At 71.7% G+C, this 17334-nt stretch carries 20 protein-coding genes; 6 read left to right on the top strand and 14 right to left on the bottom strand.

What is annotated here, in order from left to right; translation table 11 throughout:
- Positions 1 to 33: 33 nt before the first annotated feature.
- Entirely contained in the window at positions 34 to 741 is a 708-nt protein-coding gene (locus U870_RS0109060; RefSeq protein ID WP_025157084.1) for a LysR substrate-binding domain-containing protein, read from the bottom strand.
- A 33-nt stretch (positions 742 to 774) separates the two neighbouring features.
- On the opposite strand from U870_RS0109060, the gene U870_RS0109055 reads away from it, so the two are divergent.
- Positions 775 to 1173 (top strand): DUF5997 family protein, encoded by a 399-nt coding sequence (locus U870_RS0109055; RefSeq protein ID WP_025157083.1) that lies wholly within the window; start codon positions 775 to 777, stop codon positions 1171 to 1173.
- A gap of 13 nt (positions 1174 to 1186) precedes the next feature.
- On the opposite strand, the gene U870_RS0109050 is transcribed toward U870_RS0109055, so the two are convergent.
- From U870_RS0109050 to U870_RS0109035, 4 genes are all read right to left on the bottom strand, one after another.
- Entirely contained in the window at positions 1187 to 1594 is a 408-nt protein-coding gene (locus tag U870_RS0109050) for a hypothetical protein (protein WP_025157082.1), read from the bottom strand.
- A gap of 8 nt (positions 1595 to 1602) precedes the next feature.
- Complete coding sequence (locus U870_RS0109045; protein WP_025157081.1) at positions 1603 to 2526, bottom strand: NADP-dependent oxidoreductase; 924 nt, start codon at positions 2524 to 2526, stop codon at positions 1603 to 1605.
- Between the two features lie 119 nt (positions 2527 to 2645).
- Positions 2646 to 3674: a 6-phosphofructokinase gene (locus U870_RS0109040; protein ID WP_025157080.1), complete on the bottom strand. Its 1029-nt coding sequence runs from the start codon at positions 3672 to 3674 to the stop codon at positions 2646 to 2648.
- Between the two features lie 160 nt (positions 3675 to 3834).
- A complete protein-coding gene (locus U870_RS0109035) occupies positions 3835 to 4464 on the bottom strand; it encodes a CYTH domain-containing protein (protein ID WP_025157079.1) in 630 nt (209 codons plus the stop codon).
- 76 nt (positions 4465 to 4540) lie between these two features.
- Here U870_RS0109035 and U870_RS0109030 point away from each other — a divergent pair, with 76 nt between their 5' ends.
- Together U870_RS0109030 and U870_RS0109025 are read left to right on the top strand one after the other, a co-directional pair.
- Positions 4541 to 4939: a DUF3224 domain-containing protein gene (locus tag U870_RS0109030; protein ID WP_025157078.1), complete on the top strand. Its 399-nt coding sequence runs from the start codon at positions 4541 to 4543 to the stop codon at positions 4937 to 4939.
- Between the two features lie 43 nt (positions 4940 to 4982).
- The gene (locus U870_RS0109025) at positions 4983 to 5168 is read left to right on the top strand and encodes a hypothetical protein (protein ID WP_025157077.1); all 186 of its coding nucleotides are present in this window, start codon (positions 4983 to 4985) and stop codon (positions 5166 to 5168) included.
- A gap of 74 nt (positions 5169 to 5242) precedes the next feature.
- Here the strand turns inward: U870_RS0109025 and U870_RS0109020 are convergent, their stop codons facing one another.
- The 5 genes from U870_RS0109020 to U870_RS0109000 form a co-directional block, all read right to left on the bottom strand.
- Positions 5243 to 7402 carry a DEAD/DEAH box helicase gene (locus tag U870_RS0109020; RefSeq protein ID WP_025157076.1) on the bottom strand — a complete coding sequence of 720 codons (2160 nt, stop codon included), beginning with the start codon at positions 7400 to 7402 and terminating at the stop codon, positions 5243 to 5245.
- A 169-nt stretch (positions 7403 to 7571) separates the two neighbouring features.
- Positions 7572 to 7919, bottom strand: a complete 348-nt coding sequence (locus U870_RS0109015) for a DUF6804 family protein (RefSeq protein ID WP_025157075.1) — start codon at positions 7917 to 7919, stop codon at positions 7572 to 7574.
- 78 nt (positions 7920 to 7997) lie between these two features.
- Positions 7998 to 8426 carry an RbsD/FucU domain-containing protein gene (locus tag U870_RS0109010; RefSeq protein WP_025157074.1) on the bottom strand — a complete coding sequence of 143 codons (429 nt, stop codon included), beginning with the start codon at positions 8424 to 8426 and terminating at the stop codon, positions 7998 to 8000.
- A 168-nt stretch (positions 8427 to 8594) separates the two neighbouring features.
- Positions 8595 to 10715 (bottom strand): heavy metal translocating P-type ATPase, encoded by a 2121-nt coding sequence (locus U870_RS0109005; protein WP_081815265.1) that lies wholly within the window; start codon positions 10713 to 10715, stop codon positions 8595 to 8597.
- Between the two features lie 53 nt (positions 10716 to 10768).
- Entirely contained in the window at positions 10769 to 10993 is a 225-nt protein-coding gene (locus tag U870_RS0109000) for a heavy-metal-associated domain-containing protein (protein ID WP_025157072.1), read from the bottom strand.
- Positions 10994 to 11051: 58 nt separating this feature from the next.
- Between U870_RS0109000 and U870_RS0108995 the strand changes: the two genes are divergently transcribed.
- The 3 genes from U870_RS0108995 to U870_RS0108985 are packed head-to-tail and all read left to right on the top strand — an operon-like array spanning position 11052 to position 13217.
- A complete protein-coding gene (locus U870_RS0108995; protein WP_025157071.1) occupies positions 11052 to 11330 on the top strand; it encodes a metal-sensitive transcriptional regulator in 279 nt (92 codons plus the stop codon).
- Position 11331: 1 nt separating this feature from the next.
- A complete protein-coding gene (locus U870_RS0108990; RefSeq protein ID WP_025157070.1) occupies positions 11332 to 11859 on the top strand; it encodes an O-acetyl-ADP-ribose deacetylase in 528 nt (175 codons plus the stop codon).
- Positions 11856 to 13217: a M20/M25/M40 family metallo-hydrolase gene (locus U870_RS0108985; RefSeq protein WP_025157069.1), complete on the top strand. Its 1362-nt coding sequence runs from the start codon at positions 11856 to 11858 to the stop codon at positions 13215 to 13217. Before U870_RS0108990 ends, U870_RS0108985 begins: the two co-directional genes overlap by 4 nt.
- A 31-nt stretch (positions 13218 to 13248) precedes the next feature.
- Here U870_RS0108985 and U870_RS0108980 read toward each other — a convergent pair whose 3' ends face one another.
- The 4 genes from U870_RS0108980 to deoC form a co-directional block, all read right to left on the bottom strand.
- On the bottom strand, positions 13249 to 13842 hold the full coding sequence (locus U870_RS0108980) for an SGNH/GDSL hydrolase family protein (protein WP_025157068.1): 594 nt from the start codon (positions 13840 to 13842) through the stop codon (positions 13249 to 13251).
- 78 nt (positions 13843 to 13920) lie between these two features.
- The gene (locus U870_RS0108975; RefSeq protein WP_025157067.1) at positions 13921 to 14781 is read right to left on the bottom strand and encodes an aldehyde dehydrogenase family protein; all 861 of its coding nucleotides are present in this window, start codon (positions 14779 to 14781) and stop codon (positions 13921 to 13923) included.
- Positions 14778 to 16277, bottom strand: coding sequence for an aldehyde dehydrogenase family protein (locus U870_RS0108970; RefSeq protein WP_025157066.1), 1500 nt, complete (start codon positions 16275 to 16277; stop codon positions 14778 to 14780). The genes U870_RS0108975 and U870_RS0108970 overlap by 4 nt, the downstream gene beginning before the upstream one ends.
- 17 nt (positions 16278 to 16294) lie before the next feature.
- Positions 16295 to 17317, bottom strand: a complete 1023-nt coding sequence (gene deoC, locus U870_RS0108965; RefSeq protein WP_025157065.1) for a deoxyribose-phosphate aldolase — start codon at positions 17315 to 17317, stop codon at positions 16295 to 16297.
- Positions 17318 to 17334: the final 17 nt, after the last annotated feature.

Raw genomic sequence — 17334 nt, 5'->3', positions numbered from 1 at the left:
CCATTCTGCCCGACGATGCGCGCGCGACGGCGATCAGCGGCGCTTGCGGCCCCGGCCGGAACGCGACGCCGGGGCGCCACCGCGGCCCCGCTGCGTGGCACCGGTCTGCTTGGCACCGGTCTGCTTGCCACCGGCCTGCTTGGCACCGGCCTGCTTGGCACCGGTCCGCTTCGACGCCGCCCCCGCCGCCGCCTGCTCCGCCGCGACCTCGGGGTTGCGGGAACTGTGGGCGGTGCGTCCGCGCACGATCCCGATGAACTCGTCGACGAGGGGATGCTGCCCGTCGCGCGGCCAGGTCAGCGCGATGCTGCTCTGGTCGCCGTCCTCCAGCCGCACCGCGACGACGTCCTTGCGGCGCAGGGACTTGGCGACCGATGCCGGCCAGAGGGCGATTCCCTCCCCCTCGGCGATCCGGCGCATCGCGGTCTCCGACGGCTCCCCCTCGACCCGGGGCTCATCCACCAGATCGGCCCGGTGCAGCTTCTTCTCCAGCGTCAGCAGGTGCTCGTGATGCATCACCAGCACGACGTCCTCCGCGTAGAGCGGGATGAGGTGCCGCGCGTCGCCCGGCTCGGCGTCCCGGACGAACGCCATGTCGGCGTCTCCCGCCGTCAGCACCGCCGACGGGTCGGCACTCGGGGCGACGACGAGGTCGACGGCCGGGTGCCGGCGCTCGAACTCGCGCGTCCATTTGCCGACGGCGACGCCCCGCGGGAAGGTCAGGGCGAATCGGGAGGTCATCCCCCGAGCGTACCGAACGGTACCCTGGAACCCATGAGTGCCGAGAAGCGACCCCAGACCATGAAGGCGGCCACCGCCGCCAAGAAGCTCGGCATCTACCTGCCCGCCGCGCCGGCCGAGTTCCGCGATCGCGAGATCAGCCGCACCGAGTTCGATGCGCTCACCGCCGAGCCGCCGGAGTGGCTGCGGACGCTGCGCGCGGACGGTCCGCACCCGCGCGACGAGGTCGCGCGCAAGCTCGGCGTCTCGAACTCCGGGCTCGCCCGCGGCGGTGTCGACGAGGCCCTCACCACGGCCGAGATCAAGGCACTGCTGGCCGACCCGCCGTCGTGGCTCGTCGCCGAGCGCGAGACGCACGCCGCCGTGCGAGCCGAGAACGCGCGCGTCAAGGCTCGCGACGCCGAGCGCGCCGCCCGCCGCGCGGACGGCTGACCCCCGGCCTTCCTCAGTCCGCCGAGGCGCCGATCAACGCGAGCAGCGCCTGCGCGTACGCCGTCGCGGGTTCGTCGTGCTCGAACAGCCGGTCGGCACCGCGGAGCACGATGGTCACCCGGTAGCCGTCCAGCGTGCGGGCGAGGTGCCGGAACGACCGGCCAAGCAGTTCACGCAACTGGTCCTCGCGCGGGATCCAGAGGGCGTCCTCCACCGCCAGCGAGTCCAGCGCCCACTCGGTCGTCCCGTTGAAGCCGAGGATCGTCCCGGTCTCGAAGTGGTGCGGCTCGATCGTCATCTCGCTGACTGTGAACCGCTCACCGGTCATCCCCGGGCGGTCGATGGCGAACGTGTCGCCGGACTGGGGCTGCCAGCGCAGCCCCGCCTGGCGCAGCAGCCGGGCCGTGTCGTCGTCGATCATCGCCGGCCCTAATCCGTCACGACGACGATCTTGCCGCGCAGGTGCCCGGCCTCCAGCCGGCCGTACGCCTCCGCGGTGCGCTCGATCGGATAGATGGAGTCGATGGGCAGGATCAGCTCGTTCTCCGCCAGCAGGCCGGCGAGCTCGGCCAGCTCGTCGTTGCCCGCCGCGTGGCCGCCGACGTTGCGGGCGCCGTGCGCCTCCGGCCCGAACGCGGCGATCGAGTTGATGCGCTCGACCGGGACGCCCAGCTCCAGCGCCGCCTCGATCGTCCCGCCACCGTGGTTGTCGAGGGCCGCCGTGACCGGTTCGCCGTCGAGCAGGTCCCGCACCCGCTCCACCAGGCCGTCGCCGTAGGCCACCGGGATGACGCCCAGCGTCTCGAGGAAGTCGTGGTTCTCCTCCCCCGCCGTCCCGACCACCGTCGCTCCCGCCCGCACCGCGAGCTGGGCCGCCAGCACGCCGACACCACCCGCAGCGGCGCTGACCAGCACGGTGTCGTGCTCGCCGAGGCCGAGGGAGGCGGTGCTCGCCATCGCGGTGCGCCCGACGACGCCCAGCGCGCCGGCGACCTCGAAGGTCAGCGGTTCGGGTTTGGCGACCACCTGGCCGTCCTCCGCGACCACGGCGAAATCGGCGATCGCCGCGAACGGCGCGGTGCCCAGCACCGCGTCGCCGGCCGCGAAGCGGGTCACGCCCTCGCCGACCTCCTCGACGTAGCCCGCGAGGTCCTGACCGATGCCGCTCGGGAGCGTCACGCCCATCCGTCCGGCCGACCGCTCGTCCCGGTAGGCCTTGTAGTCCATCGGGTTCAACCCTGCCGCCATCACCCGCACGAGCAGCTGACCGGGCCCCGGCCAGGGCCGTTCGCGGTCCACCATCTGCAGGAAGTCGCGCGAGCCGAACTCCTCGAACTGGACGAATCTGGGCATACGGCATCCCTTCACTCTCGTAGGAGGGAGCCTAGCCCCGCCGCCTGCGCGTCCATAGAGCCGCGGGAGCGGGAACGCGGATCAGGGCCGCGCCGGTCGGCCCGGCGCGGCCGGCGCGCTCAGCCGAAGAGCAGGGCGGCCTCTTCGTAACGTGCGTCCGGCACCGTCTTGAGGCCGCCGGTCGCGTCGGCGATCGACACGTTGACGACGTCGGTTCCGCGCAGCGACACCATGGAGCCCCAGCGGCCCTCGTAGACCGCGTCGACCGCAGCCATGCCGAGCCGCGTGGCGAGCACGCGGTCGTAGGCGCTCGGGACGCCGCCGCGCTGCATGTGGCCCAGCACCGTCGCACGCGATTCGATTCCGGTGCGCTCCTCGATCATCGGGGCGAGCATCTCGCCGATGCCGCCGAGACGCGGCCGGTTGAAGGCGTCCAGGCCCTTGTGCGAGTGGGCCTCCTCCATCGTGTCCAGGTGGAAGCCCTCGGAGACGACCAGCACCGGGGCACGACCGCGGTCGCGCACCGACTCGACCCACTCCACGACCTGCTCGATCGACTGCGGCCGCTCGGGGATGAGGATGGCGTGCGCGCCGCCGGCCATGCCCGAGTGCAGGGCGATCCAGCCGACGTGCCGGCCCATGACCTCCACCACCATGCAGCGCTGGTGCGACTCGGCGGTGGTGCGCAGGCGGTCGATCGCCTCGGTCGCGATCTCGACGGCGGTGTCGAAGCCGAACGAGTAGTCCGTGGCGGCGAGGTCGTTGTCGATGGTCTTCGGGACGCCGACGATCTTCAGCCCGGCGTCGGTGAGACGGCGGGCGGCGGTGAGGGTGCCCTCGCCGCCGATCGCGATGATCGCGTCGATGCCGTTCTCGTCCATCATCCGCTGGATGTTCTCCGGGCCGCCGTGCTCGCCCTCGAACGGATTGGTGCGGCTGGAGCCGAGGATGGTCCCGCCCTGACGGGAGAGCCCGCGCACGCTGTGCCGGTCCAGCGGCATGATGTCGCCGTCCACGACGCCGCGCCAGCCGTAGCGGAAGCCGGCGAACTCGGAGCCGTGCACGCGGTCGCCCTTCAGGACCGCACCGCGGATGACCGCATTCAGTCCGGGGCAGTCGCCGCCGCTGGTGAGGATGCCGATCTTCATGGTGCTCCGTCTCTCGCCGTTTCTGTAACGCCCCTAGGAATCATGCCCGACCTCCCGCCGCAGCACAAAAGCGCACTGGACGTCGCGCCGTCGGTGGGGTATGGCATGCAGGTGGACCGCTCCGTCCACCTCCGGCCGCTCCCAGCGGCCGCAGCCGGGATCAGAGTCCGAGCACGTGCTGCAGCTTGGAGCCGCTCGCCGACGGCCGAGCCCCCGCCTCGATCAGCCGTTCCTCGATGCCGTCGAGCAGGGCGGTTCGGCCGGAGCGCTTGTCCGGAGCGCCGCTGAGCAGCTCGACCTCCCACTCCCGCCACTCGTCGCGTCCGCCCGTGCGCAGGTTCTCGCCGCGGACGTGATCGTCGCAGAGCTCGGCGAGCTCGAAGCCGGCGGCGTCCCGCAGCACCGTCGTCACCCGGGTGTTCACGATGCGGGCGATGGGGACCAGCGGCTCGGCGCCCAGCGGAGCCCCGAGAGCCTCGCCGACCGCGTCGCGGAGCGACTGCGGCTCGCGTTCGCCGTCCCCGAGCGGCCAGTGCAGCTCCACGCGGCCCTCCTCGCCCGGGGCGAGCTTGACGTGCCAGCCTTCGTCCGCTCCCCCGCGTCGCGCGCGGACGGCCATCCGGTTGCGGGCGAGCAGGAGCTCGGCGGTGTCGTAGTAGGTCGCCACCAGCTCGGCCGTCTCGGGATCGGCACCGACGGCGATCGCCCCCACACCGACGAGGTCGGGCGGCAGGGTATCGGCGACGACGTCGTACTTGCGCTCGATCTCGATCTGGCTCTGGTGCTCCATAGCCCTTGTTTAGTCCACATCGGCCGTGTCGCGAAATCACAAGAGCGCGGGAGCGCGGAGTGCCTAGTCTCGGACCATGGACACCACCGAGACGATCACCGCCCGATTCGAGGTCACCGGGTGGGACCCGGAACCCTTGGCCGGTCTCGACGGCGACTGGGTGGGCGCCGTCATCATGCGCAAGCGCTACACCGAGGGGCTGATCGGCGAGTCCGTCGCCCACTTCGTCTCCTCGGGAACGGAGGAGGGCGGGCGCGGGTACCTCGCCGCCGAGCGGGTGGTCGGCACGCTGGCGGACGGGAGGAGAGGGTCGTTCACGGTCCACCACGGCGCCCTGCAGCATCCCGACGACCCCTCGGCGTTCGGCTACATCGTCCCCGGGACGGGAACCGACGACTTCGCCGCCTTCCAGGGGGCGGCGCGCATCGTCCACGACGAACGGGGAGCCTTCTTCGTGTTCTCCCTCGTGGGCTGAGAACCCCTCGACCGGGGACGGCGACGGCGGTACCCTCGGTGTCATGAGCGACCGGCGCGACGACGACCTGGACGAGTTCCGGGAGTCACAGGAGGGCGACTACGAGCCCGAACCCGTGCTGCACGACGCCGACGACGCGCCGATCGAGGATGACGACGCGGACGACCGCATCCTGCCGGACGACGACCGGCCGGTCACCATCGACCCGGACGACGCCGAGATCGCCTGAACCGCTCGCGCATTCGTGCCGAATGTCGCGAAAGCGCACGCGTTTCGCGACATTCGGCACGAATGTCGCGCGGGTCAGCCCAGCGCCTCCGTGAGGAGGTGGATGAGCGCGTCCAGCTGGACCGAGTCGGACGAGCCGACCTCGACGTCACTGCCGTCGAGCGCGCGCGCGGCGAGACCCTGCTTGGCGTCGATGAGCTCGGCGATCTTGGAGTCGATGGTCTGCGCGGCGATGATGCGCCACGCGGTGACCGGCTCCTCCTGACCGATGCGGTGCACGCGGTCGATGGCCTGGGTCTGCTCCGCCGCGGTCCAGGACAGCTCGGCCAGCACGACGTTCGACGCCGCCTGGAGGTTGAGGCCCACACCTGCCGCGGTGAGCGAGCAGACCGCGACCGAGACGTCCGGGTCGTTGTTGAAGGCGTCGATCTCCTTCTGCCGGGCGAGCGCACTCTGGTCGCCGCGGATGGAGATGGTCTTCAGCTCGCGGGCCGCGAACGCCTCCTCCGCCTGGTCCATCACGTCGATGTGCTTGGCGAAGAAGACGACCTTGCCGACCGAGCGGGCGAGCTGCGCGGTGTAGTCGGCGGCGAGGCCAGCCTTGGCCTGGCCGATCTTGCGGACCATCGTGAAGACGTTGTCACCGGTCTTGGCCGACTTCGACTCCTCGAGCTCCGACTGGGCGACCAGCCGGATGAGGTGGGCGCGGTGCGCCTCGTCGTCGCCGTCGAACGTGTCCGGCCGACCGGCCGCGGCGGCCCGCTGGAAGCGGGCGACCAGGCGGTCGGCGAGCTCCTTCTCCGCCTGGCGGATGGAGCGGCCGAGGTCGCCGTCGAGCTCGACCGGCAGGTCGACGACACGGCGGCTGGGCAGGTCGGCTGCGACGTCGAGTTTGCGGCGGCGCACGATGCCGAGGTCGATGACGGCCTCCCGCGCGGCGGCGTAGAAGCCGAACTCCGCCGGGGTGAGGCCGGTCGCCTCCAGGCTCTCCATCAGCTCGGCGGTCGGCTTGTTGCCGTCGATCCAGCCGAGCAGCTGCCAGATCGCCCGGAAGTCGTCGATGTCATTGATCAGGGGCGTTCCGGTGAGGGCGAGCAGCAGCGGGTCGGGTGTGTTGGAGCGGATCGCCTCCGCCAGCCCGAGGACGAGCCGCGAGCGCTGCGAGTGCAGGTTCTTGATGAAGTGCGCCTCGTCGACGACCATGCCCTTGAAGCCGAGCGTGCTCAGCCAGGAGAGGTGCCGGTCGAGGACCTCGTAGTTCACGATGACGACGTCGGCGAAGGCGTCCAGACCTTCGCCGTCGCCGTGGATGACCGTGGCGCGGCGCTGCGGGGTCCAGCGCTCGACCTCGCGCGCCCAGTTCATCTTCACGACGTTGGGGACGACGGCGAGCAGCGGATAGGCGCCCGCGACGGACGCGGCCAGCAGCGACTGCGCCGTCTTGCCGAGACCGGGCTCGTCGGCGAGGAGGAAGGTCCGGTGCCCCTGGCGGACGCTCTCCACGAAGCGGGCCTGGTGGTGCATCAGCTCCAGGCCGGGAGGCGAGTAGCGGTCGATCGCCGGGGCCGGCGGGAGCTCCATGCTCGCCGCCTGGCCGCCCGAGCCGTACTCGAACGACTTGAACAGGGGGCCGAGCAGCTCCCAGGAGTCGAGCCGCCGGCGCGGCGTCGGCTGCGCGGGCGTGAGCCGGGAGAGGTCGGGGGCGAGGAAGGGGTTGGACAGCTGACGGGCCTTGACCGACTGCGGCACGACCTGCTTCTCGGCCAGCTCCGGCGGGATGACGCTGTCGATCTTGGCGACGGGACGCTCCACGGTGATGATGAGATCGTCCGGGCTGAGCTCGGTGCCCGACTCCAGCAGCCAGTCGCGGCGCATCTTCTGGGCGGTCGCGGTCGGCGGCGCCTCGCTCTCCAGCAGGGAGATCAGCGAGGTGTCCCGGGCGGCGGTCTTGGCCAGGATGGTCGCGATCCCGTCGAGCCGCTTTAGCTGCTCCGCGCGCGCCGCGTCGCTGAGTTCGGGGTCGGACTTGGCCCGGGCCCGCTCCTCGCGCATGAGGAACGCGATCACCTGGAACTTGGTGCGGTTCGTCGGCCCGAGCTTCTTGCCGTCGACGGCCTTGGCCTCGACCTCGCGCACCTTGCGAGCGAGGACCGGGATCAGCCCGTCATTGTTGGCGTGCCGGCTCCGGCGCTGCTGAGGGCGCGACGGGCTGGTGCGCTGACCGGAACGAGACATGGTCCTCCATGAAGGTGCGCCGCGCGATTTCCGAGACACGGTGCCGTTGGCGTGAGGGCCGACGCGACCTCCGGTCGAAGGACCGAGTGGCCCCGCCCGGGCGTCGTTCACGCCGGCAGCGCGGCAGACGGATCGCCGCGCAGCTCCATTTTACCGGATTCGCGACCGTTCAGCGACGAGTGTCGGCCGGGATCTTGATCAGGATCGCCGCGCACACCAGGAACACGGACGCGATGACGTGCAGCGAGCGCAGCAGGGTGTCGTCGATCGTGAGCGGCCACACCGGGTTCCAGACCACGGCGATCGGCACGAGTCCGACCAGCCACCACCACTGCTTGGCCTGACCGGCGAAGACGCACATGATCAGCGCCAGGATGGCGACCGCATATTGCACGTAGAGGTACCAGCCGCCGCCGATCAGGGCGAGACCGGCCAGGAGCACGATCGCCGCGATGATGCCGGGGGCCAGAGCCGCCCGGCTGACGGCGGGCGGCTGCGGAGTGCGGGAGGTGGACATCCCCACCACCCTAGCGGCACCCGCGTCCGAGACGAGACCTCCTCGGAGTGCGGGCGCCGCTGAGGGCAGGCGTGCCCGTCAGAGCGCTCCCCTGCGGAACAGGAAGGCGCACGGCGGGGCGTCGGAGCCGACGCGCACGACGACGGCGGAGCGGGCGGCTTGCTCGAGGAAGTCCTCGAGACCGAGACGCTCCATCGGCACGCGGCGGAGTTCGGCATCGGAGGCGATGCCGTTCACGGCGAAGGCGACGTCGGGGACGTCGTACGGCTCGCCTGCCAGGTCGAGGAAGGCGATCGGTGACGGGTGGGTGGTGTCGAGCGGGAACACACTGAGGATCGCTTGGGCGGCGTCCTCGGTGGTGGTGTCGTCCTCGAGGTGGACGATGGGCGTGTTGATGGCATTTTCTGGGTAGCCGCTGCCGACGAGGGTAAGCGTCTCGCCGTCGTTCATCGAATCCAGAGCGCTCAAGAGCGCACCGGACAGCAGCGGGCTGAGGTTCTTCAGCAAAGTCGGGCCTTTCCTGCAAAACGAATAATTCTCAACCCCTGCGTTGAGGATAGACCACCCAGTATGTCCTCCCCTACCCCCCATTGAGGGGAGACCGGCCCGACGCGCCGCCCGACATCCCGATTCCGCGGTTCGCCCCCTGCTAATGATCCCCATCGCGCACGGCGATCAGAATCTCCTCAGCCGCAGGCTGTTGAGGACGACGAACACGCTCGAGAACGCCATCGCCGCCCCGGCGATCATCGGGTCGAGCAGCCCGAGGGCCGCGATGGGGAGCGCCGCCACGTTGTACGCGAAGGCCCAGAAGAGGTTCCCCCGGATCACCGCGAGCATCCGCCGCGACAGCCGCAGGGCGTCGGCCACGAGACCGGGCTCGGGACGCAGCAGGGTGAGGTCGCCGGCCTCGATCGCGACATCGGATCCCGTCCCCATCGCGATGCCGAGATCCGCCGTCGCCAGCGCGGCCGCGTCGTTCACCCCGTCGCCGACCATCGCCACGGTGCGCCCGGAGGCCTGCAGCCGCACGATCTCGGCGGCCTTGCCCTCCGGGGTCACTCCGCCGACGGCTCGTACGTCGCCGAGGCCGGCGACGGTCGCCCGCACCGTGGCCTCGTGGTCGCCGCTCAGCACGACCGGTTCGGCGCCGAGAGCGCGAACGCGTCGCACGGCGTCGGCGGCATCCGGACGCAGGGGGTCGCTCACGGCGAGGACGGCGATCGGCTCGCCGTCGGCGGACACCACGACGGCGGTCGCCCCCTCTCCGCGGATCCCGTCGACGGCGCCGGCCAGGAGCTCCGGGAGGCCGTCGTCCGCCCGGGCGACCACGACGTCCCTGCCGTCCACGACGGCGGCGACGCCGAAACCGGCGACGGCGCGGAAGCCCGCCACGACCGCGTCGGACGGCGCCGCCTCTGCGATCGCGCGGCCCAGAGGATGCTCGGACCCGCGCTCCGCGGCCGCGGCCAGCCGCAGCGCCTCCTCCTCCGTCACGCCGGGCACGACCACGCACCGGGCCACGGTCATCCGGCCGGCCGTCAACGTGCCGGTCTTGTCGAAGACCACCGTGTCGATGCGTCCGGCGCGCTCGAGCGCCTCCGGGCCCGAGATGAGGATGCCGCGCTGGGCGGCACGGCCCGTCCCCACGAGGAGGGCGGTCGGCGTCGCCAGGCCGAGGGCGCAGGGGCAGGCCACGATCAGCACCGCGACCGCCGGAGACACGGCAGCCGCCGCATCGCCCGTGACGAGCCACCAGGTGACGAACGTCGCCACCGCGAGACCGATGACGATCGGCACGAAGACGGCCGAGACCCGGTCGGCCGACCGCTGGGCCCGCGTCTTTCCGAGCTGCGCCTGCTCCACGAGCGCGGCCATCCGTGCGACGCGCGTGTCGGCCCCGACCCGGTCGGCCAGCACCACGAGCATCCCGCCCGCGGCGATGGTGCCCGCCGAGACCTCGTCGCCGGGGGCGACCTCGATCGGCACGGACTCCCCGGTCATGGCCGACGCATCCACGGCGGCGGACCCCTCGATCACACGTCCGTCGGCGGCGATCCGCTCCCCCGGGCGCACAACGAAGCGGTCGCCGGCCGAGAGCAGGGCGACGGGGAGGCGGCGCTCGGCACCCGAGGCGTCGAGCAGCGAGACCTCGCGCGCCGCGGCCTGCGCCAGGTCGCGCAGTGCCTGACCGGCCCGCCGCCGGGAACGGGCCTCCGCGAAGCGTCCGAGCAGCAGGAACGTCGTCACGACGGCAGCGACCTCGAAATAGACGTGACCACCGGCCCCCCGCAGCAGCACGGCGAGCGACCACGCGAACGCGGCCAGCGTGCCCAGCGAGACGAGGGTGTCCATCGTGGTGGCGCCGTGACGCAGGTTCACGGCCGCGGAGCGGTGGAACGGCCAGCCGCCCCAGAGCACCACCGGCGCCGCGAGCACGAGGGACACCCACTCCCAGCCGGGGAAGTGGAGCGGCTCGACCATCGCGATCAGGACGATCGGCACGCTGAGGGCGGCGCTGACGATCACGCGCGGGACGAGTCGACGCGCGTCGCGTCCCTCCGCCGCACCGGTCCCCCGGCCGGGCGCGGCACCGTCCGGCGTCCCCCGCGCATCGTCGCGGAGCACCCGCGCACCGTAGCCGGCCTTCTCGACCTCGGCGATCAGCACCGCCGGGTCGACACCGGCCGGAACGAGGGCGCTCGCCCGCTCGGTGGCGAGGTTCACCGTGGCGGTCACCCCGTCCACGCGGCCGAGCCGCTTCTCGACCCGCGCCACGCAGCTGGCGCAGGTCATCCCCTCGATCGCGAGATCGACGCGCGTGAGTCCGTCTTCCGACGTCGCGGTCGTCACAGCAGAGGGAGCCGGTCGGGACGGCCGAGGCTGTAGCCGGCCTCCTCCACCGCGGCGCGGACGGCGTCGCCGTCGAGTGCTCGCGCGTGCGCCACCGTGGCGGTGCCGGCGGAGACGTCCACGTGCACCGTCTCGACCCCGTCGAGGGCGGTGAGTTCGTCGCTGACGGCCCGCGCGCAGTGGGCGCAGGTCATGCCGAGGATGTCGTAGGTCGTTTCCATGGCTCCACGATAACACATACCCCATAGGGGTATATGGGATGCGGGGTATCCTGGACAGGTGATCGCGGACATCAAGAAGCGTGCCCTCCACCGCACGCGCATCCTGGAAGGCCAATTGCGCGGCCTGGAGAAGATGATCGAGAACGAGGACTACTGCGTCGACATCATCACCCAGTCGCTCGCCATCCAGAAGTCGCTCGGCTCGCTCAACAAGCTCCTGGTCGAGAACCACCTCAAGACCCACGTCTCGGAGATGTTCGAAGAGGGAGGCAGCCAGCGCGACGACGCGATCCTGGAACTGCTGAAGGTCTACGAGCTCTCGAACAACCGGGGATGAGATGACGGACCCGATCGAGATCGTCCGCGGCGACATCACCGACCAGGCCGTGGACGCGATCGTCAACGCGGCCAACAGCACGCTGCTGGGCGGGGGCGGCGTCGACGGCGCCATCCACCGCCGCGGAGGTCCCGCCATCCTCGAGGCCTGCCGCGAACTGCGGGCGACCACCCTCCCCGACGGCCTCCCCACGGGGCAGGCGGTCGCCACCACCGCGGGCCACCTGCCCGCCCGCTGGGTCATCCACACGGTCGGACCGGTGTGGACGGACGACGAGGATCGCACGCCGCTGCTGCAGAACGCCTACCGGTCGTCGCTCCGCGTCGCACGCGAGCTCGGCGCCACGACCGTCGCGTTCCCCGCAGTGTCCGCCGGTGTCTACGGCTGGCCGATGGACGACGCCGCGCGCATCGCGATCAGCACCGTGCGCGCCGTGCTCTCCTCCGGCGTCGGGTCGGTGGAGACCGTGCGCTTCGTCCTGTTCGGCGACGACGCGTTCGCCGCCTTCCGGACGGCGGCCGGGGAATGAGCGCGATCGACGAGGCACCGGTCGCGGCACGCGAAGACGCCGCCCTGGACCGGTTCCGCACCCTGCTCCGCATCCCGACGATGTCGCGCAACGACGTCGAGCTGACCGACTGGGCGGCGTTCGACGCCTTCATCGCCGCCCTCCCGAGCCTCTACCCGCGCGTCCACGCCGCCCTCGAGCTCGAGCGTCACGGCCACTCCCTGCTCTACCGCTGGCCGGGCACCCACCCGACCGGCCGGCCGACGATCCTGATGGGCCACTACGACGTCGTCCCCGCCACCGACGAGGGCTGGCAGCACCCGCCGTTCGCTGCCGAGATCACCGGCACCGGAGACGGACGGGTGCTCTGGAACCGCGGGACGCTCGACGACAAAGGGGCGGTCGTGGCGATCCTCGAGGCCGCCGAACGCCTGCTCGACGCCGATTTCGCGCCCCGGGAGGACGTCTACCTGAGCTTCGGCCACGACGAGGAGACCGTCGGCACCGGCGCGCAGACGATCGTGGCCGCCCTGCGCGAGCGCGGCGTCCGCCCGGCCCTGGTGCTCGACGAGGGCGGCGCGATCGTCGAGCGCATCTTCCCGGGCGTCGCCCGCCCGATCGCCGTCGTCGGCGTGAGCGAGAAGGGCATCACCTCGGTGCGGCTCACGGTCGAGCAGCACGGCGGCCACGCCTCCACCCCCCCGGCGATGACGGCGACGGTCCGGCTCGCCCGCGCCATCACCCGGCTGAACGCCAAGCCCTTCCCCGCCCGGCTCACCGAGACGAACCTGCGGATGGTGGAGACCTTGGGCGCCCACGCGTCCGGCCCTCTGCGCGCGGTGTTCACCCGGGCCCGCCGCCTGCAACCGCTGCTGCGGGCCGTCTTCGGCCGGTTGAGCGACGAGACCCGTGCGATCGTGCGGACGACGACGGCGGTGACACAGCTGCGCGGCAGCCTGGCCGCCAACGCCCTCCCGGAGACCGCGGAGGCGATCGTGAACGTGCGGATCGCGGTCGGCTCGACCGTCGCCGACACGCTCCAGCACCTCCGCCGCGCCATCCACGACCCGCAGGTGCGCATCGAGGCCGTGGACGCGAGCGAGCCCTCTCCCGTGTCGCCGAGCGACGGACCGGAGTGGGAGCGCGTCGCGAGCGCCCTCGCCGAGGTGCACCCGCGGGCGATCGTGACGCCGTACATCATGCTGGGTGCGAGCGACAGCCGGCACTTCACCGCCATCGGCGACACGGTCTACCGGTTCACCCCGTTCGAGATGAGCACGGAGGAGCGCGGGACGCTCCACGCCCGCGACGAGCGCATCCACGTGCGCACCTGGCTGCGCGGCATCGACTTCTACGAGCGGATGCTGCGCTCCAGCTGACCGCAGCCGGGTGGGGCCGGCGGCCTGCGACTCAGGCCGCGCCGCCCAGATCGGGAAGCTCGATCGCCCGGGTCGAGGGCGGAAGCTCGCGGACCAGTTCGAGGGCGGGAACGAGCTCGCCGGCCCACACCCGGTAGCCCTCCGCGTTCAGGTGGAGCCTGTCCTCGGTGTACGCCGGGTTCAGCTCCCCGTCCTCCAGCGCGAAGGCCGGCCAGAGGTCGAGCCAGCCCGCGTGGATCGTCGGCGCGAACTGCCAGAGGTGGCGGTTGATGTCCTTGATCTGATCGGCGAACTCGGCGCCGCGCGGCAGCACCGACTGCGCCAGGATCCGCGCCTCCGGGAGCTCCTTGCGCAGGGTGACGAGGGCGGTCTCCACATTGCGCACGACATGCTCGGCCGAGCGGCGCCAAGCGAGGTCGTTGGTGCCGATCAGGAGCGCGACGGTCGCGGGAGCCGAGTCGGTGACGTCGCCCAGACGCGCGAGCACGTCGTCGGTCGTGTCACCGGCGACCCCGAAGTTCCAGACGGTCTCGCCGGGCAGCAGCGCGGCCCAGTCACCGCCCTGGGTCAGACTGTCTCCGATCAGGGCGAGAGCGCCTCGTCCCGTGTCCCACTCCTGCGGCATCCGTACCATCCTCCCCGACTCCCTCCATCCTCCCCCAGAACGGGCGGAGAGGCGAGGGGGTCGGGGCCGATGCTCAGGTCAGAGGAGGGACTTGGTGTGCCAGACCGTCTTCGTCTCGGTGAAGAACGCGATGCGGTCGAGCGACGGGGCCGCGGCGTCCACGCCGTTCTCCGGCGGGAGGACGCGCTTGAGCGTGTCCGCCGCCGCGATCTGCAGGTCCACCCACTCCAGCGCGCCCGCGCCGACCAGGTCGAGAGCGTTGACGTCGGCGTGCGAGGCGAGCCAGGGGGCGATCTCGGCCGGCGAACCGGTGAGGATGTTGACCACACCGCCGGGGACGTCGCTCGTCGCGAGCACCTCGCTCAGGCTGATCGCGGAGAGCGGGAAGCGCTCGCTGGCGACCACGACGACCGTGTTGCCCGCGACCAGTGCAGGGGCGACGGCGCTGACGAAACCGAGCAGGCTCGAGTCCTGCGGCGCGATCACGGCGACGACGCCGGTCGGCTCCGGCACCGAGATGTTGAAGTACGGCCCGGCGACGGGATTGGCGTTGCCCGCCACCTGCGCGAACTTGTCCGCCCAGCCCGCGTACCAGACCCAGCGGTCGATCGCCTCGTCGACCTGCGCCCCCGCCGCGGCGGCCGAGACGCCTTCGGCGCTCTGGATCTCGTCGACGAACTGCGCCCGTCGCCCCTCCAGCAGCTCGGCGATGCGGTAGAGCACCTGCCCGCGGTTGTAGGCGGTGGCGCCGGCCCAGCCGGAGACCGCGGCGCGCGCCGCCACCACGGCGTCGCGGGCGTCCTTGCGGGACCCCTTCGCGGCGTTGGCCAGGAAGGCCCCCTTCGCCGACAGCACCTCGTAGGTGCGGCCCGACTCGCTGCGCGGGAACTTCCCGCCGATGTAGAGCTTGTAGGTCTTCGGCACGGCCAGGCGGCTCATTTCGTGGCTCCCTTGCGGGTCGTGGGACGGGCGGAGGAGGTGGCGGCGGCAGGCAGCGCGCGGCCCGGCACGAGGTACGCGCCGAGACCGTGACGGCCTCCCTCGCGCCCGTAGCCGGACTCCTTGTAGCCACCGAACGGGCTGGCCGGGTCGAACCGGTTGAAGGTGTTCGCCCAGATCACACCGGCGCGCAGCTTGTCGGCGACCGCGAGGATGCGGCTGCCCTTGTCGCTCCAGATCCCGGCCGAGAGGCCGTAGGGCGTGTTGTTCGCCTTGGCGATCGCCTCCGCGGGGGTGCGGAAGGTCAGCACCGAGAGCACGGGGCCGAACACCTCCTCGCGGGCGATGCGGTGGCTCGTCGACACGTTGTCGAAGATCGTCGGGGCGAACCAGAACCCGTTCTCCGGGATGGCGCAGTCGGCCGTCCAGCGGTCGGCGCCCTCGGCCTCCCCGATGTCCGACAGCTCGCGGATGCGCTGCAGCTGCTCGGCACTGTTGATCGCGCCGATGTCGGTGTTCTTGTCGAGCGGGTCGCCGAGGCGCAGCGTCGACAAACGGTTCTTCAGGCGGTCCACCACCTCGTCGTGGATGCTCTCCTGCACCAGGAGGCGGCTGCCCGCGCAGCACACGTGCCCCTGGTTGAAGAAGATGCCGTTGACGATCCCCTCGATGGCCTGGTCGATGGGCGCGTCGTCGAAGACGATGTTGGCCGCCTTGCCGCCGAGTTCGAGGGTGAGCTTCTTGTCGGTGCCGGCGACGGAGCGGGCGATCTCGCGTCCGACGGCGGTGGAGCCGGTGAAGGCCACCTTGTTCACGTCGGGGTGGGCGACGAGGTCGCGACCGGTCTCCCCCGCGCCGGTGACGATGTTCACGACACCGGCGGGCAGGCCCGCCTGCTGCACGATCTCCGCGAACAGCAGCGCGGTCAGCGGCGTGGTCTCCGCGGGCTTCAGCACGACGGTGTTGCCGGCGGCCAGCGCGGGCGCGATCTTCCAGGCGAGCATCAGCAGCGGGAAGTTCCACGGGATGACCTGCGCGGCCACACCGAGGGCGCGGGGCGCGGGGCCGAGCCCGGCGTGCTCCAGCTTGTCCGCCCAGCCCGCGTAGTAGAAGAACCATGCGGCGACGAGCGGGACGTCGACATCCCGGCTCTCCTTGATCGGCTTGCCGTTGTCGAGGCTCTCGGCGACGGCCAGCTCGCGGGCACGCTCCTGCACGAGGCGCGCGATGCGGAACAGGTACTTGCCGCGGTCGGTGCCGCTCATCCGCGACCAGACCTTCTCGTAGGCGCGGCGCGCGGAGGCGACGGCCGCGTCGACATCCGAGGAGTCGGCGGTCGCGATGGTCGCGATGCGCTCCTCCGTCGCCGGGGAGATGGTCTGGAACGGCGTGCCGTGACCGGCGACGAACTCACCGTCGATGAAGAGGCCGTACTCGTCGCGGAGGCTGAGGATCGACCGCGACTCCGGGGCCGGAGCGTATTCGAGGAAACTCATTCTGATCTGCTTTCGTCTCAGTCGATCGTCACGTAGTCGGCGCCGGAGTAGTGCCCGGTCTCGAGCTTCTGGCGCTGCAGCAGCACGTCGTTCAGCAGGCTGGAGGCGCCGAAGCGGAACAGGTGCGGCTGGAGCCAGTGCTCGCCGACCGTCTCGGCCACCGTCACCAGGTACTTGATCGCGTCCTTCGAGGAGCGGATGCCGCCGGCCGGCTTCACGCCGATCTCTTCGCCGGTGAGCCGGTGCCAGTCGCGGACGACCTCCAGCATCAGCAGCGTGGTCGGCAGGGTGGCGGCGGGCGACACCTTGCCGGTGGAGGTCTTGATGAAGTCGCCGCCGGCGAGGATGCTCAGCCACGAGGCGCGACGGATGTTGTCGTACGTGTTCAGCTCGCCGGTCTCGAGGATGACCTTGAGGTGCGCGGAGCTGCCGTCGGGGCGCCGGCAGGCCTCCTTCACGGCGACGATCTCGTCGAAGACGAGCCCGTAGCGGCCGGAGAGGAAGGCGCCGCGGTCGATGACCATGTCGATCTCGTCCGCACCGGCCGCGACCGCGTCGGCCGTGTCGGCGAGCTTGACGGCGAGGGAGGCGCGTCCGCTCGGGAAGGCGGTGGCCACGGCCGCCACGGCGACGCCCTCTGGCGCCTCCGCGTGGGAGGCGCCGAGCGCCTCCACCGCGTACGGCACCATGTCGCCGTAGACGCAGACCGCAGCGGGACGCGGGGTGGCGGGATCGCCCGCGTCGGGCGTCAGCGCCTTCGCGACCAGCGACCGCACCTTGCCCGGGGTGTCGGCCCCTTCGAGGGTGGTGAGGTCGATCAGCCGGATGATCGTGTCGAGCGCCCAGCGCTTGCTCGTCGTCTTGATGGAGCGCGTGCCCAGACCGGCGGCGCGCTGCTCCAGCCCGACCGCGTCGACCCCGGGGATGCCGTTCAGGTAGCGCCGCAGGGACGCCTCGGTCAGATCGCCGCCGAGCACCTCGACGGCACGCGCCGCCGGTGCGAGCGTGCGCACGGGCGGGACGGTGGTTTCGATGGTCACGTCATTCCTCACTGGTA

It is taken from the genome of Leifsonia aquatica H1aii (assembly GCF_000633535.1).
Lineage (GTDB): Bacteria > Actinomycetota > Actinomycetes > Actinomycetales > Microbacteriaceae > Leifsonia > Leifsonia aquatica_A.
This window is presented reverse-complemented; position numbering and strand designations above follow the sequence as displayed.

Excerpts from the sequence above, each read along its gene's own strand:
- U870_RS0109060 (WP_025157084.1), bottom strand. The coding sequence starts at position 741 with ATGACCTCCCGATTCGCCCTGACCTTCCCGCGGGGCGTCGCCGTCGGC.
- U870_RS0109055 (WP_025157083.1), top strand. The coding sequence starts at position 775 with ATGAGTGCCGAGAAGCGACCCCAGACCATGAAGGCGGCCACCGCCGCC.
- U870_RS0109050 (WP_025157082.1), bottom strand. The coding sequence starts at position 1,594 with ATGATCGACGACGACACGGCCCGGCTGCTGCGCCAGGCGGGGCTGCGC.
- U870_RS0109045 (WP_025157081.1), bottom strand. The coding sequence starts at position 2,526 with ATGCCCAGATTCGTCCAGTTCGAGGAGTTCGGCTCGCGCGACTTCCTG.
- U870_RS0109040 (WP_025157080.1), bottom strand. The coding sequence starts at position 3,674 with ATGAAGATCGGCATCCTCACCAGCGGCGGCGACTGCCCCGGACTGAAT.
- U870_RS0109035 (WP_025157079.1), bottom strand. The coding sequence starts at position 4,464 with ATGGAGCACCAGAGCCAGATCGAGATCGAGCGCAAGTACGACGTCGTC.
- U870_RS0109030 (WP_025157078.1), top strand. The coding sequence starts at position 4,541 with ATGGACACCACCGAGACGATCACCGCCCGATTCGAGGTCACCGGGTGG.
- U870_RS0109025 (WP_025157077.1), top strand. The coding sequence starts at position 4,983 with ATGAGCGACCGGCGCGACGACGACCTGGACGAGTTCCGGGAGTCACAG.
- U870_RS0109020 (WP_025157076.1), bottom strand. The coding sequence starts at position 7,402 with ATGTCTCGTTCCGGTCAGCGCACCAGCCCGTCGCGCCCTCAGCAGCGC.
- U870_RS0109015 (WP_025157075.1), bottom strand. The coding sequence starts at position 7,919 with ATGTCCACCTCCCGCACTCCGCAGCCGCCCGCCGTCAGCCGGGCGGCT.
- U870_RS0109005 (WP_081815265.1), bottom strand. The coding sequence starts at position 10,715 with ATGACCTGCGCCAGCTGCGTGGCGCGGGTCGAGAAGCGGCTCGGCCGC.
- U870_RS0109000 (WP_025157072.1), bottom strand. The coding sequence starts at position 10,993 with ATGGAAACGACCTACGACATCCTCGGCATGACCTGCGCCCACTGCGCG.
- U870_RS0108990 (WP_025157070.1), top strand. The coding sequence starts at position 11,332 with ATGACGGACCCGATCGAGATCGTCCGCGGCGACATCACCGACCAGGCC.
- U870_RS0108985 (WP_025157069.1), top strand. The coding sequence starts at position 11,856 with ATGAGCGCGATCGACGAGGCACCGGTCGCGGCACGCGAAGACGCCGCC.
- U870_RS0108980 (WP_025157068.1), bottom strand. The coding sequence starts at position 13,842 with ATGCCGCAGGAGTGGGACACGGGACGAGGCGCTCTCGCCCTGATCGGA.
- U870_RS0108975 (WP_025157067.1), bottom strand. The coding sequence starts at position 14,781 with ATGAGCCGCCTGGCCGTGCCGAAGACCTACAAGCTCTACATCGGCGGG.
- U870_RS0108970 (WP_025157066.1), bottom strand. The coding sequence starts at position 16,277 with ATGAGTTTCCTCGAATACGCTCCGGCCCCGGAGTCGCGGTCGATCCTC.